Source organism: Streptomyces sichuanensis (assembly GCF_020328095.1).
GTDB lineage: Bacteria > Actinomycetota > Actinomycetes > Streptomycetales > Streptomycetaceae > Streptomyces > Streptomyces cinnamoneus.
The window spans coordinates 1-13094 of record NZ_JAIXMK010000182.1; the positions used below are offsets into that span (position 1 = coordinate 1).

The window sequence follows — 13094 nt, forward strand, 5'->3', positions numbered from 1 at the left end:
TCGGCTGCCTGCGTCGGCTGCCTGCGTCGGCCGCCCGCGTCGGCCGCCCGCGCCGGACGGCCGCGTCGGGTCCGCACCCGGCCGCCCGCGCCGGGTCCGCACGCGGCCCCGCCGCTCCGGCGTCCACATGCCGAAGGCCCCCGGGAGTTCCCTCCCGGGGGCCTTCGGCATGTGTCGGGGGCGCCGTCCGGGTGGACGGCGCCGTGGCCGGCCGCTCAGGCGACGCCGGAGCTGACGGAGCCCACGGGCTCCTCCGCCGGCTCGGTGACGGCCTTGGTGACGGCCTCGGGGGCCGTCTCGGGGGCCTCGACGGTCTCCGTCGCCGCCACCCCGTCCCGCGGTGCCGGGATGTCAGATTCCGCTGCCCGTGCGTCCATCCGGGCCCGTCGCTCGTCGGCCTTCGCCGCCAGCGCCTGCGCCGCGGCGTTGAAGCGGACCAGCGACGGCGGGTCGGAGGGGCCCAGGAGCTGCACCTTGAGCTCGGCACGGGCCTCGGCGAGCCCGTCCAGGGCCGGGTCGCGCACGGCCGCGAGAAGCCCGGCCACGCCCTCGGCCTCCGGCGTGAGGATCGTGGCCGCGCTCACCGTCGGGAAGCCCGCCCGGAACTCCTCCTCGCTCATGCCGCTGGTGTTGGCGACCGCGTACGGCTTCTCGCTGATCAGGTAGTCCGAGACGACGCTGGAGACGTCGCTGATGAGCAGGTGCGAGGCGTTGAAGCAGCTGTAGAGCGCCGGACGGGCGGTCGTGATGATCTGGTGCTCCCACTCCGGCAGGGAGGCCCAGTACGCCGCCTCCCAGTCGCTCATGGCGGCCTCCACGGTCGCGGCCCGTCCCGGCTCCGGGGTGGACTGCAGCAGCATCCGCTCGATCTCGTCCGCGCTGTGCCGGAAGGAGCTGGTGGTCACCCGCTCCAGCTCGGCCGTGCGGCGGGCCAGCTCGGCGGCCGCCTCGGGCCCGGGGCGGTCACCGGTGCGGGCGGCGTTGGCCTCCCGGATCATCGCCTGGATGCGCTCGTTGGCCTGCCCGGCGCGCGGGTCGACGGAGCCGGTCATCGGGTGCGGCTTGTACAGGAGCCGGACCCCGGGGTCGGCGAGCAGCGCGCGGACGATGTTCTCGCCGGCCAGCATCACCGAGGTGTTGCCCGGATTGCCGTCCCAGCCCTCCCAGGTGGGGGCGTACAGCACGGTGGTGTACGCGCCGGCCGGGGGGCCCGCGTACGGCCGGATCGGCGCCAGCTGCGGGCGGCCGACCTCGACGACGTCCTTGTCCTCGACGCCGATGTCGGCGAGCTGGTAGCGCTCGCGGGCCGCCGGCCCGGCGACCCAGACCTCGTCGTACGCCTTGGCGTAGGGGTTGCAGCTGGAGAGCTTGTCGCTCTCGCCGTGGTTGGTGAAGGCGTGCTTGATCGACGGCATCCGCAGGACCTGCGAGGTCTTGCCCGAGTTCGCCGGGTGCAACATCATCTTCAGCGAGGACTTCTCCAGCGCCATCAGGTGCACGACCTTCGGGATGCACACGATGGGCACGTCCGTGGCGTCGATCTTCTGCACCATGAAGCGCTCGCGCAGCACGATGACCGGCTTGCCGTCCAGCGCGGCGAGCGTGGAGAGCCACATGTTGGCCTGGTAGGCCGAGCTGGTGCCGCCGGAGAAGTACATGCCGACGGTGGGCTTGTAGGCGGCCAGCCAGCGGTCCAGCCACTCCAGCGCCTGCTGCTCGCCCGCGATGCGTTTGGCGGGCCGCAGCCAGCTCGCCAGGTGCACCGTGCCGGCCACGGCGAGCGCGAGGGCGATGCCGATGCCGGTCTCCCCCCACAGCGTCTCCTCCGTGGCCGCCGTCACCAGCAGGCCCGCCGTGGCCGGGACCGCGAAGCGCAGCAGCCGGCGGCCGTGCTGGCGGGCCAGCAGGCGCGGCGGGGCGGCGGTCAGGTGCAGGCCGGAGGCGTCGATGTTGCGGGTGACGAACGGCAGGGTGCGGCTGCGCCGGACGAGGATCGCGGTGACCTGGCAGGCGAGGTGCGCGCCGTAGAACAGTGCGAGACCGCCGACGAGGGGCGCGTAGCCGCGCAGCGAGCCGTCGCCGTGCTGCCGCAGCAGCCCGACGAGGACCAGCATGTCGCGCAGCAGCTGGCGGACCATGACGTCGAATCGGATCCTGCCGAGCACGGCGACGAGGCCGGGGTCTCTGTGCTGCAGGTAGAGATCGAGCGCGAGGCCCGCCGCCGAGGCGGCGATCAGCAGGGGCGCATGGGGCAGCAGCGCGCCGACGAGCTGGAGTACGAAGAACACCAGCATCGAGAGCAGCACCGCGAGCTGCACTGCTCGGCGGGAGGCTGTTCCGGCAGAAGGCACTGGAGGGGCTCCTGGCAGGAGGGCTTGGGGCAAGGGGGGAGACCGTCGGAAGACACTGTGGAGGACAACGGTCGACCACCGACCGTATGACGGTCGCCGGGCAAGGAGCAATCTTCCACGACACGAACCACCACAAAATAGGGTCGAACGACCGCAATCGACAGAGGGTAGATTTGCGGGCCGGAACAGACAAGGCCACAGGCACGGCATCGGTGGATACAGAGGTGTGCGTACGTTGACAGGGGCAGGGGCGGACCGGACGGCCCGGCAAGAGGTCATGGCAGCCCGCAGGATCGTGGTCAAGGTGGGATCCTCCTCACTCACCACTGCGGGCGGGGGACTGGACGCCGACCGGGTTGACGCCCTCGTCGACGCCCTGGCGAAGAGCCTGGGGAGCGGCGGGGGGAACGGGAGCCCGGACAAGGAGATCGTGCTGGTCTCCTCCGGCGCCATCGCCGCCGGCCTGGCGCCGCTGGGGCTCGACCGGCGCCCGCGCGACCTGGCCCGCCAGCAGGCGGCCGCCAGCGTCGGCCAGGGGCTCCTGGTGGCCCGCTACACCGCTTCCTTCGCCCGCTACGGCCGTCGCGTCGGCCAGGTGCTGCTGACGACCGACGACACCAGCCGCCGGGCGCACTACCGCAACGCCCGCCGGACGCTCGACCAGCTGCTGGCGATGGGCGCGGTGCCGGTCGTCAACGAGAACGACACGGTGGCCACGGACGAGATCCGCTTCGGCGACAACGACCGGCTGGCCGCGCTCGTGGCCCATCTGGTCCGCGCCGACCTGCTGGTCCTGCTCTCGGACGTCGACGGCCTGTACGACGGCGACCCCAGCACGCCGGGCACCTCGCGGATCGCCGAGGTGTCGGGCCCCGCGGACCTGGAGGGCGTCTCCATCGGCAGCGCGGGCAAGGCCGGGGTGGGCACCGGTGGCATGGTCACCAAGGTGGAGGCGGCCCGGATCGCTGCCGCGGCGGGCATCCCCGTCGTCCTCACCTCGGCCAGCCAGGCCGCGGACGCCCTGCGCGGCCGGGCGACCGGCACGTACTTCCACCCCACGGGCCGTCGCTCCGCCGACCGGCTGCTGTGGCTCGCCCACGCCTCCACCCCCCGCGGTGCCCTGACGCTGGACGAGGGGGCGGTGCGGGCCGTCGTCGAGGGGACCGGCTCGCTGCTGCCGGCGGGCATCGCGGCGGTCGAGGGCGAATTCAGCGCGGGCGACCCCGTGGAGCTGCGCGACCCGGCCGGCCGGGCCGTCGCGCGCGGCCTCGTCACCTACGACGCGGGGGAAATCCCGCAGCTGCTCGGCCGTTCCACCCGTGACCTGGCCCGCGACCTGGGCCCGGGCTACGAGCGCGAGGTCGTGCACCGCGACGACCTCGTCGTGCTGCATCGCTGACGAGCGTTAGCCGAGGACGAGAAAGGCCCGGTAAGGACAGCCTTTCCATGGGGCCTTTCCGTAAAACCGCCACGCGGCCGCCCGCCGACTGGTCAACTTTGATGCGGGGAGCCGTGCACCACGCGCGGCCCCGCCGGGGTCGTGAGGACGCACGGTCCCCCGCACCACGGCTCCGCCGCGCGCGGAGCGGCGAACAACAGGAGGCCGCCGGTGAGACGAGGGCGCCCGGGGGCGCTGCCCCGAGGGACGGCTGGGCGGACACTGACCAGCGTCGGGTCACAGGACACGGGGGAGCCGGCACAGGAAGCCGCCGAGGACGACGCCGCGCGGCTGTGGCACGTCACCCTCAGCGTCGCGGGCGGCGAGGCGCCGCTGGGGGAGGTGCGCCGGGCCCTGGAGCAGCTCGCCCACGACCATCCGTTCCTGCTGACCAGCCGTTACGCCAACGACCACGCCGAGATCCGCTACTGGGAGGAGGCGCGCGACCTGCACGACGCGGCGGCCGTGGCGCTGCGGCTGTGGGGCGAGCACCGCTCGACGGCCCGGCTGCCGCCGTGGGAGATCGTGGGCCTGGAGGTCATCGACCGCGAGACCTACCACCAGCGCATCGCCGAGGGCTGGGGCCCGCTGCCGGCCACACCGGTGGGGGTGCACCCGTTCTGAGGCCGCGGCCGCCTGCTGGGTGGACCCGCGCGTCCCGCAGAGTGGAATGCCGCTCGGCCGCGGCCCGCCCCACGGTTAGGCTGCGGCCATGAGCAGTGTCTTCCCCTCTCCCCTCGCCGACCCGATGCCGCAGTCCCCGGTGCTGCGCGCCGCCTACCGCGCCCGCGCCGCGGCCGCCGAGCTCGCGCCACTGCCGCGGTCGGTGAAGGACGAGGCGCTGCTGGCCATCGCCGACGCGCTGGAGGTCCGCAGCCGGGAGATCGTCGAGGCCAACGCCGAGGACGTCGAGAAGGCCCGTGCGGCCGGCACGAGCGAGAGCGTCGTCGACCGGCTGACCCTCACCCCCGAGCGGGTGCGGGCCATCGCCCAGGACGTCCGCGACGTGGCCGCCCTGCCCGACCCGGTGGGCGAGGTCGTGCGCGGCTCGACGCTGCCCAACGGCATCGACCTGCGCCAGGTACGGGTGCCGCTCGGCGTCGTCGGCATCATCTACGAGGCCCGCCCGAACGTGACGGTGGACGCCGCCGCCCTCTGCCTGAAGTCGGGCAACGCCGTCCTGCTGCGCGGCTCGTCCTCCGCGTACGCCTCCAACACCGCCCTGGTGCGCGTGGTGCGCGACGCGGTGGGCGGGGCCGGGCTGCCGGCGGACGCGGTGCAGCTGGTGCCGGGCGAGAGCCGCGAGTCCGTGCGCGAGCTGATGCGCGCCCGCGGGATGGTCGACGTGCTGATCCCGCGCGGCGGCGCCTCGCTGATCCGGACGGTCGTCCAGGAGTCGGTCGTCCCGGTGATCGAGACGGGCACGGGCAACTGCCACGTGTACGTCGACGCCGAGGCCGACCTCGACATGGCCGTGGAGATCCTGATCAACTCCAAGGCCAGCCGCGTGAGCGTCTGCAACGCCGCCGAGACGCTGCTGGTGCACCGGGACATCGCCGAGCGCTTCCTGCCGCGCGCGCTGGCCGCCCTCGCGGAGGCGGGCGTGACCGTGCACGGCGACGAGCGGGTCGTCGAGCTGGCCGGGGCCGCGGACACGGGTGCCACGGTCGTGGCCGCGACGGCCGAGGACTGGGAGACGGAGTACCTCTCGTACGACATCGCCGCGGCGGTCGTGGAGGACCTGGACGCGGCCGTGCGCCACATCCGGCTGTGGACCTCCGGGCACACCGAGGCGATCGTCACCACCTCGCAGGCCGCCGCCCGCCGCTTCACCCAGCTGGTGGACTCCACGACGGTCGCGGTCAACGCCTCGACCCGGTTCACCGACGGCGGTCAGTTCGGTTTCGGCGCCGAGATCGGCATCTCCACGCAGAAGCTGCACGCGCGCGGCCCGATGGGTCTGCCGGAGCTGACCTCGACCAAGTACATCGTCACCGGCGACGGACACGTCCGGGGCCGGTAGGCCGAATTCCCGTACCGGCCGCGCGGATTGACCGGTTCGGGTCTACGCTGGACGGGTGCCGGACGACGTGGGGGGCAGGCCGTTCCCGGACGGCGAGGAGCCCGAGAGCCACCGCCACGGAGGCGCGGACGACGTGTTCGCCTCCGTGGTCTTCGACGAGGAGTTCGTGCGGTCCGCCGCGGTCCACGAACCCTCCGCGGTCGAGCGGATGCTCGCCGCCGACCGGGCGCGCGCCGAGGCCGACGCCGCGCTGACCCGGCCCGGTGGCGGCCCCGCCGACGACGATCCGTACGACGACGCCCCGGGCGGCCCCCCGGGCGGCCGTCACCCCGCCCGGCCGGGCGAGCTGCACGGCCTGACCAGGGACCTCGACCCGGACGACGCCTACGGCCCGTACGGCCGCTACGGCACCGCTCGCGGCCCCTACCGCGGCCACGCCCGCTGGCACCGCCCGGTGGCCTGGGTGCTGGCGGTGGTGATGGGCATCGGCGTGATCGCCCTCGCCTTCACCGCCGTCTACCGCGGCGCCTCCTCCGGCAGCCGCCAGAGCCCGGCCCCGCCGCCCGCGACCACCGGCGTGGACGCCCCGGCGGGGGAGCGGCAGGCGCCGCTGCCGTCGGTCTCCGCCGACTCGGAGCCTCCGGTGGCCTCGGCCGTACCACCCCGGCCCTGAGGGTCACCGATGGGGACCGCCGGTGACCCGCCGCCGGCCCGTAACGGAACGCCGTCGCCTTGGCCAGGGCCCGGGGCGGTCGGCACGGCAGCTTGCATTTTCGTCGGAACTTGTCGCGTACCAGCGCGTTTACCAGCGGCTCCGCAGACCTACTCTTGAGATATGAACGGGCCCGGAGACCCCCCTGAGGGCACGCCCGAAGGCCCCCAGGGAGGCGGCGAGGAAGAGTACCGATCCGTCGTCTTCGACGAATCGTTCGTCCGTGCTGCCCGGCTCCAGGAGTTCTCCGCCCGCGAGCGCATGGACGACCACGCACCCGCCGTGCGCACCCGGCACGCCTGGGCGCGCGTGAGCGCCTCGCGCCAGGTCCTGCTGCTGGTGATGCTCATCGCCCTGGCCTTCGGCACCGCCGTCTACATGGGCCTGCGCCACCCCTACAAGGAGCCCAGGCCGCCCGCCGCCGAGCCGCTGCACATCGCGCTGGTGCCGCTGGCCCCCCGCGATCCGGTGCCCGGCGCCGCCTCCGTGAAGGACCTCTTCGACAACAGCCCGGCCGCCCAGTTCCGCGACGGAGCCGAGGGCGTCACCCTTCCGGCCGCACGGCGCACCCAGAATTTCTCCGAGAGCCTGGTGATGGCCGCCCTGGCCACCGCCAAGGAGTACACGGTCAAGTCCGCCCTCGACCCGGCCGTGCTCACCGGCGGCAACCAGCGCACCGTGCGCCTGCTGCTCGCCCCCTCCCAGCTGGCCCAGTTCGACCGCAGCCTGGACCGTCCCGCCGACGACGGCCGTTACGCCGCCACCGGCTGGCTGATCCGCTTCGACCCGGCCGAGGTCGCCCTCGCCGACCGGACCGTGCGCACCCAGGGCACCTTCACCATCACCGAGGCGTCGCCGGCCGCCCTGGAGGTCTCCTCCGACCACACCTTCGTCTACGCCGTCCGCCCGGCGAAGGGCCCCCAGGAGGCGTCGCTGTTCACCGTGCGGCGCACCATGCACTTCCGCTTCGACCGCGACGACCTGCAGGAACACCACGTGCAGGTGCTGCAGAGCCGGCTGCAGGCCGGACCGGAGTCCTGCGCGGCGAACGACGCCGCCTACCTGCGGCCGCTGCTGGCCGGCCAGAAGGCCGACCCGGCCGCTCCCGCCGGCACCGACCCGTACGCCGGCGGCGAGAACACCGCCCGCGTCTGCGGCGCCCTCGCCCCGTCGGCCCAGCCGAGCCCGCCGCGGCGCTAGCGGCCCGGCCTAGCCCTGCGGGCCCTGGGGTCCCTGCGGGCCCTGACGGCCGCCGAAGGAGTCCCGCAGCTTCCCGCCCAGGTCGCTCGCCCCGCCCGCCAGGTCCCGTACGAGCCCCATCAGCGGGTCCTTGCTGGAGCGCACCGACTCCGCGTAGTGGCTCGCGGTCTCCCGGAAGGAGCCGGACACCGAGGCGTCCTTGTCCTCCGTCCGCCGCGGGTAGTGACCGTCCATGATCCGCTGGTGGTCGCGGCTCTCCGCCCACTTCTTCAGCTCGGCGGCGCGCACCGCCGCGAACGGGTGGTTGCGCGGCAGCATGTTCATGATCTTCAGCACGGAGTCGCGCAGGTCGCCGCCCTTCTCGTACTCCTCCGCCTGGGCGAGGAAGGCGTCCACGTTCATCTCGTGCAGGTGGTTGCCGCCCGCGAGCTTCATCAGGCCGCGCATGGACGCCTGCAGGTCCTGGCCCACCAGCAGCCCCGCCCGGTCCGCCGACAGCTCCGACTTGCGGAACCACTCGCGCAGCGCCGTGACGACGCCCATCACCGCGATGTTGCCCAGCGGGATCCACGCGACCTTCATCGCCACGTTCGTCAGGAACAGCAGCACCGTGCGGTAGACGGCGTGGCCCGACAGCGCGTGGCCCACCTCGTGGCCGATGACCGCGCGCATCTCCTCCTCGTCCAGCAGTTCCACCAGACCGGTGGAGACCACGACCATCGGCTCGTCCAGACCGATGCACATGGCGCCGGGCTGCGGGTCCTGCGTGACGTACATCGCCGGGACCTTCGGCATGTCCAGGACGTAGCAGGCGTCCAGCAGCATCGTGTGCAGGTGGGGGAACTGCTGCTCGCCCACCCGCACCGAGTCCGAGAGGTACAGCAGCCGCAGGCTGCGCTCGGGCAGCAGCCCGCTGAGCGCCTTGAAGGCCGTGTCGAAGCCGCTCAGCTTGCGCAGCGCCACCAGGGCGGAACGATCCGCCGGGTGCTCGTACGCGCGCGAGGAGATGCCGGGGAACCGCCGGCGTTCACGGCCCGGCACCTGCTCCCGGCTGTCGCTGTGGCGCTCGCTCATGTCGAAAGACCCCCTCAGTGGGCTTGTCGCTGGCCCGTCCCCCGGCTCGTGGACCCCAGCCTAGGCGCTGGCCGCGGCATGGTTACCGTGGGAGGCATGCCCCTCATCAACGGTTTCACCACCCACCCCGGCTTCACCGAGGTCCTCGCCGTCTCCAAGGGCGACCAGGGCCCGGGCGTGGTGCTGCGCACGGTCCTGATCGTCGGCGTGGTCGGCGTCGTCCTGCTGGCCTGGATCCTGCTGCGCGGGTACGGCAACAAGGACTGACCCGGCCGGCGGGGCCCCCGCGGGGCCGACGCGTGGAGTCGGCGTGAGCTTGCCGTAAGGGCCCGCATACGATGTGGCAGAAGTCTCCACCCGATCCCATCCCGGATAGGTCCTGCCGACGTGACACTCACCACCGCTCACAGCGCCCTCGTCACTCTCGCCTCCGAGGGCGAGCACCACGTGGACACCCACGAGAGCATCAGCCCGTACATGACCGGCGGCGCCGCCCTGGTCATCCTGCTGCTCCTGCTCTGGATCACCACCCGCTTCAACCGCGACCGCTGACCGGCGGTCCCTGGGGCTTCGGCGTGTCGACGCGCCCAGTAGGGTCTGCACGCATGGGAGAGCAGACAGGGCCCGTGAAGCGGCGGCTCGGAGTGATGGGCGGGACGTTCGACCCGGTCCATCACGGACACCTGGTCGCCGCGAGCGAGGTGGCCGCGCAGTTCCACCTGGACGAGGTGGTCTTCGTACCGACCGGGCAGCCGTGGCAGAAGAGCCACAAGCAGGTGTCCCCGGCCGAGGACCGCTACCTGATGACGGTGATCGCCACCGCCTCCAACCCGCAGTTCTCGGTCAGCCGCATCGACATCGACCGCGGGGGCCCGACCTACACCACGGACACCCTCCGCGACCTGCGCGCGCTCAACGAGAACGCCGACCTGTTCTTCATCACCGGCGCCGACGCGCTGGCGCAGATCCTCACCTGGCGGGACACCGAGGAGCTCTTCTCGCTCGCCCACTTCATCGGCGTCACCCGGCCGGGCCACATACTGGCCAACCCCGGGCTGCCGGAGGACCGCGTCTCCTTCGTCGAGGTCCCCGCGCTCGCCATCTCCTCCTCGGACTGCCGCGCCCGCGTCGCCCAGGGCGAGCCCGTCTGGTACCTGGTGCCCGACGGTGTGGTGCGCTACATCGACAAGCGCAAGCTGTACCGTCACGACGGCTGAGGCCGATCGGCGACGGCCGACTCCGGCTCGATGGGCAATGGGCACCGAGGGGCACTGGTGAACGACCGACAGGACCCGTACGCGCAGCAGCAGGTGTACGGCTACGACGCCTACGGGCAACCGGTGTACCGGCCGGACGCCCCGGAGCGCGCCTACGACCAGTACGGGCAGCCCCTCCCGCAGCAGCCGCACGGACAGTCCTACGAGCAGCCGCACGGGCAGTCGTACGGACAGCCGCAGGGACAGTCGTACGGGTACGACGCCTACGGACAGCAGCAGTACCAGCAGCCGCAGCAGTACGACCCGTACGCCCAGCAGCAGCCCGCGGCCCAGGCGCAGGCCCGGACCCAGGCCCCGGTCGCTGCCCAGGGGCCCGTTCAGGCGTCCGTTCAGAAGGAGTGGATCCCGCGCCAGGCGGACGCGCCGCCCGCGGAGCCCGCCGCCGCGGCCCCGGCGGAGGCACAGATCCCCGAGCCCCGGCCGGCCCCGGACTACCGCACCGAGCAGTTCTCGTTCATCGAGGAGCCGGACGAGGACTCCGAGGACGTCATCGACTGGCTCAAGTTCAGCGAGAGCCGCACCGAGCGGCGCGACGAGCGCAAGCGCAAGGGCCGCAACCGCTTCGTCGCCCTCGCCGTGGTGCTCGTGCTGGCCGTCGGTGGCGGCGTCGGCTGGCTCCTGCTCTCCGGCGACGAGGAGAAGAAGACCCCGTCCGCGGCCGGTGGCGGACAGAAGCGCGACGTCATCGTCGTGCACCTGCGCCAGACGCGCGGCGGGGACAGCGCCACCGTCCTGCTCGTCGACAACGCGACCACCAAGAAGGCCACCGCGGTCCTCGTGCCGAACGCGCTGGCCGTCGCCAAGGACGGCGGCACGGCCACCACCCTCGGCAAGTCCGTCCAGGAAGCCGGCACCGGCGGCACCCGGGACGCCCTGAACACGCTCCTCGGCTCCGACATCAAGGGCAGCTGGCGGCTGGACACCCCCTACCTGGAGAACCTGGTCGAGCTGGTCGGCGGCATCACCGTCGACACCGACACCGCCGTGCCCGGCGCCAAGCCCGGCGACAGCCCCCTGGTGGAGCGGGGCAAGGGGCGCTCGATGGGCGGCCGCACGGCCGTCGCGTACGCCACCTACCGCGGGCCCGGCGAGGACCAGGGCAAGCCGCTGGCGCGCTTCGGGCAGGTCATGCAGGCCGTGCTGCGCAAGATGTCCAGCGACGCCCGGGCGGCCACCACCACGGTGGAGTCGCTGGCCCAGATCCCCGACCCCTCGCTCTCCGTCCAGCAACTGGGCGCCTCCCTGGCGCACCTCGCGGAGAAGGCGAAGGAGGGCGCGTACGCGACCACGGCGCTGCCCGTGCAGTCCGACGGGACGCTCGGCGAGCGGGCGGCCGACACCGTGGTCAAGGACGTCCTCGGCGGCACCGTGAAGAACACCGACAAGAACGCCCCGCCCCGCATCGGCGTGAAGAACGCCACAGGCGGCGCGGCCGCAGCGGGCTCCGCGCAGGTCACGCTCGTCAACGGCGGCTACACGTACGTCGACGGCGGCACGGTGGGCACGCCGGAGGCGGCCTCCTCGGTGGTCTACCCCGACGAGGCCCGGGCCGCCGAGGCCAAGGAGGTCGCCAAGACGCTGGGGCTGCCGGAGCGGGCCGTGAAGCAGGGCAAGGGCATGGGCAACGCCGACGTCACCGTGGTCCTGGGCAAGGACTACAAGGGCTGAGGCGGGGCCGTCCCGCGCCCGCCCGCGGGGCGGAAAAGGCCAGGAGGGCTGTCGGCGGGTCGTGAGACCCTTGAGGGGTACTGACCCTTTTACGAAAGCATGGCTTGTGACCGCCACCGACCGCTCCATCGAGCTCATCCAGGCCGCCGCCCAGGCCGCCGCCGACAAGCTCGCGCACGACGTCATCGCCTACGACGTCAGCGACGTACTGTCGATCACCGACGCCTTCCTGCTGGCCTCGGCCCCCAACGACCGCCAGGTCAAGTCGATCGTCGACGAGATCGAGGAGCGGCTGCTCAAGGAGCTCGGTGCCAAGCCGGTGCGCCGTGAGGGCGACCGTGACGCCCGTTGGGTCCTGCTGGACTACGTCGACATCGTCGTGCACGTCCAGCACAGCGAGGAGCGGGTCTTCTACGCCCTGGAGCGGCTGTGGAAGGACTGCCCCGAGATCGCGCTGCCCGACGACGCCGTCGCCACCCGTGGCAAGGCCGAGGAGCACGCCCGGGCGCAGGCCGCCGAGGGCGACCTGGACGGAGACCTGAGCTGAACGGCCGCCCGGGCGGCAGGGGCCGCCGGATCGTGCTGTGGCGGCACGGCCAGACCGCATGGAACGTGGAGCGCCGCTTCCAGGGCACCACGGACATCGAGCTGACCGGTACCGGCGTCGCCCAGGCGCGCCGGGCCGCCCGGCTGCTGGCCGCGCTGCGCCCGGACGCGATCGTCGCCTCCGACCTGCAGCGCGCCGTGGCCACCGCCGCCGAGCTGGCGTCCGTCACGGGCCTTGAGGTCTCCCACCACGCCGAGCTGCGCGAGACGTACGCCGGCGAGTGGCAGGGGCTGACCCACGACGAGATCGCCGACCGCTTCGGCGAGCAGTACGCGGCCTGGAAGCGCGGCGAGCCGGTGCGGCGCGGCGGCGGCGAGCTGGAGACCGAGGTCGCCGACCGGGCCGCCCCCGTCGTGCTGTCCCACGCCGACAAGCTGCCGGACGGCGGCACCCTCGTCGTCGTCAGCCACGGCGGCACGATCCGCACCACCATCGGCCGGCTGCTCGGCCTGGAGGCCCGCTCCTGGGAGGCGCTGGGCGGCCTCACCAACTGCTGCTGGTCCGTGCTGGGCGAGGGCGCCCGCGGCTGGCGCCTGCAGGAGCACAACGCCGGGACGCTGCCCGAGGCAGTGCTCGGTGACGACGACTGACGGCCCGCGATGCGCACCGAGAGGCTGCTGGGGCTCGATTTCACATCCGGGCAGGTCGCAGGCTAAAGTTCTTCTTGTTCGCGGGGAACGCGGGGGAAAACCTCCGGGGGAACCGAGAACAGCGGGGCTATAGCTCAGTTGGTAGAGCGCCTGC

The 13094-nt window shown here is 73.2% G+C and carries 13 protein-coding genes; 11 read left to right on the plus strand and 2 right to left on the minus strand.

All coding sequences use genetic code 11. The features are described 5' to 3' along the window. Positions 1-215: 215 nt before the first annotated feature. Positions 216-2351, minus strand: coding sequence for a CDP-glycerol glycerophosphotransferase family protein (locus tag LE181_RS30055; RefSeq protein WP_225664677.1), 2136 nt, complete (start codon positions 2349-2351; stop codon positions 216-218). Positions 2352-2628: 277 nt separating this feature from the next. On the opposite strand from LE181_RS30055, the gene proB reads away from it, so the two are divergent. The 5 genes from proB to LE181_RS30080 all read left to right on the plus strand — a co-directional run bounded on the left by proB (position 2629) and on the right by LE181_RS30080 (position 7724). Next, positions 2629-3750, plus strand: coding sequence for a glutamate 5-kinase (proB, locus tag LE181_RS30060; RefSeq protein WP_225664678.1), 1122 nt, complete (start codon positions 2629-2631; stop codon positions 3748-3750). Positions 3751-3960: 210 nt separating this feature from the next. Beyond that, positions 3961-4413 carry a DUF8830 family protein gene (locus LE181_RS30065; RefSeq protein ID WP_225664679.1) on the plus strand — a complete coding sequence of 151 codons (453 nt, stop codon included), beginning with the start codon at positions 3961-3963 and terminating at the stop codon, positions 4411-4413. 88 nt (positions 4414-4501) lie between these two features. Then, positions 4502-5812, plus strand: a complete 1311-nt coding sequence (locus LE181_RS30070) for a glutamate-5-semialdehyde dehydrogenase (RefSeq protein ID WP_225664680.1) — start codon at positions 4502-4504, stop codon at positions 5810-5812. A 55-nt stretch (positions 5813-5867) separates the two neighbouring features. Then, positions 5868-6485 (plus strand): SCO2584 family spore wall biosynthesis protein, encoded by a 618-nt coding sequence (locus LE181_RS30075; protein ID WP_225664681.1) that lies wholly within the window; start codon positions 5868-5870, stop codon positions 6483-6485. A 162-nt stretch (positions 6486-6647) separates the two neighbouring features. Beyond that, on the plus strand, positions 6648-7724 hold the full coding sequence (locus LE181_RS30080) for an SCO2583 family membrane protein (RefSeq protein WP_225664682.1): 1077 nt from the start codon (positions 6648-6650) through the stop codon (positions 7722-7724). A 9-nt stretch (positions 7725-7733) separates the two neighbouring features. Here the strand turns inward: LE181_RS30080 and LE181_RS30085 are convergent, their stop codons facing one another. Next, positions 7734-8798: a M48 family metallopeptidase gene (locus LE181_RS30085; protein WP_225664683.1), complete on the minus strand. Its 1065-nt coding sequence runs from the start codon at positions 8796-8798 to the stop codon at positions 7734-7736. 96 nt (positions 8799-8894) lie between these two features. On the opposite strand from LE181_RS30085, the gene LE181_RS30090 reads away from it, so the two are divergent. The 6 genes from LE181_RS30090 to LE181_RS30115 all read left to right on the plus strand — a co-directional run bounded on the left by LE181_RS30090 (position 8895) and on the right by LE181_RS30115 (position 12940). Next, entirely contained in the window at positions 8895-9065 is a 171-nt protein-coding gene (locus tag LE181_RS30090; protein ID WP_225664684.1) for a hypothetical protein, read from the plus strand. A 120-nt stretch (positions 9066-9185) separates the two neighbouring features. Further along, the gene (locus tag LE181_RS30095) at positions 9186-9350 is read left to right on the plus strand and encodes a hypothetical protein (protein ID WP_190110148.1); all 165 of its coding nucleotides are present in this window, start codon (positions 9186-9188) and stop codon (positions 9348-9350) included. Between the two features lie 53 nt (positions 9351-9403). Beyond that, on the plus strand, positions 9404-10015 hold the full coding sequence (nadD, locus tag LE181_RS30100) for a nicotinate-nucleotide adenylyltransferase (RefSeq protein WP_190110149.1): 612 nt from the start codon (positions 9404-9406) through the stop codon (positions 10013-10015). 57 nt (positions 10016-10072) lie between these two features. Next, a complete protein-coding gene (locus LE181_RS30105) occupies positions 10073-11743 on the plus strand; it encodes an LCP family protein (RefSeq protein ID WP_225664685.1) in 1671 nt (556 codons plus the stop codon). 106 nt (positions 11744-11849) lie between these two features. Next, on the plus strand, positions 11850-12290 hold the full coding sequence (rsfS, locus tag LE181_RS30110) for a ribosome silencing factor (protein WP_225664686.1): 441 nt from the start codon (positions 11850-11852) through the stop codon (positions 12288-12290). After that, positions 12287-12940: a histidine phosphatase family protein gene (locus tag LE181_RS30115; protein ID WP_225664687.1), complete on the plus strand. Its 654-nt coding sequence runs from the start codon at positions 12287-12289 to the stop codon at positions 12938-12940. The genes rsfS and LE181_RS30115 overlap by 4 nt, the downstream gene beginning before the upstream one ends. The last annotated feature ends 154 nt before the right edge of the window (positions 12941-13094 follow it).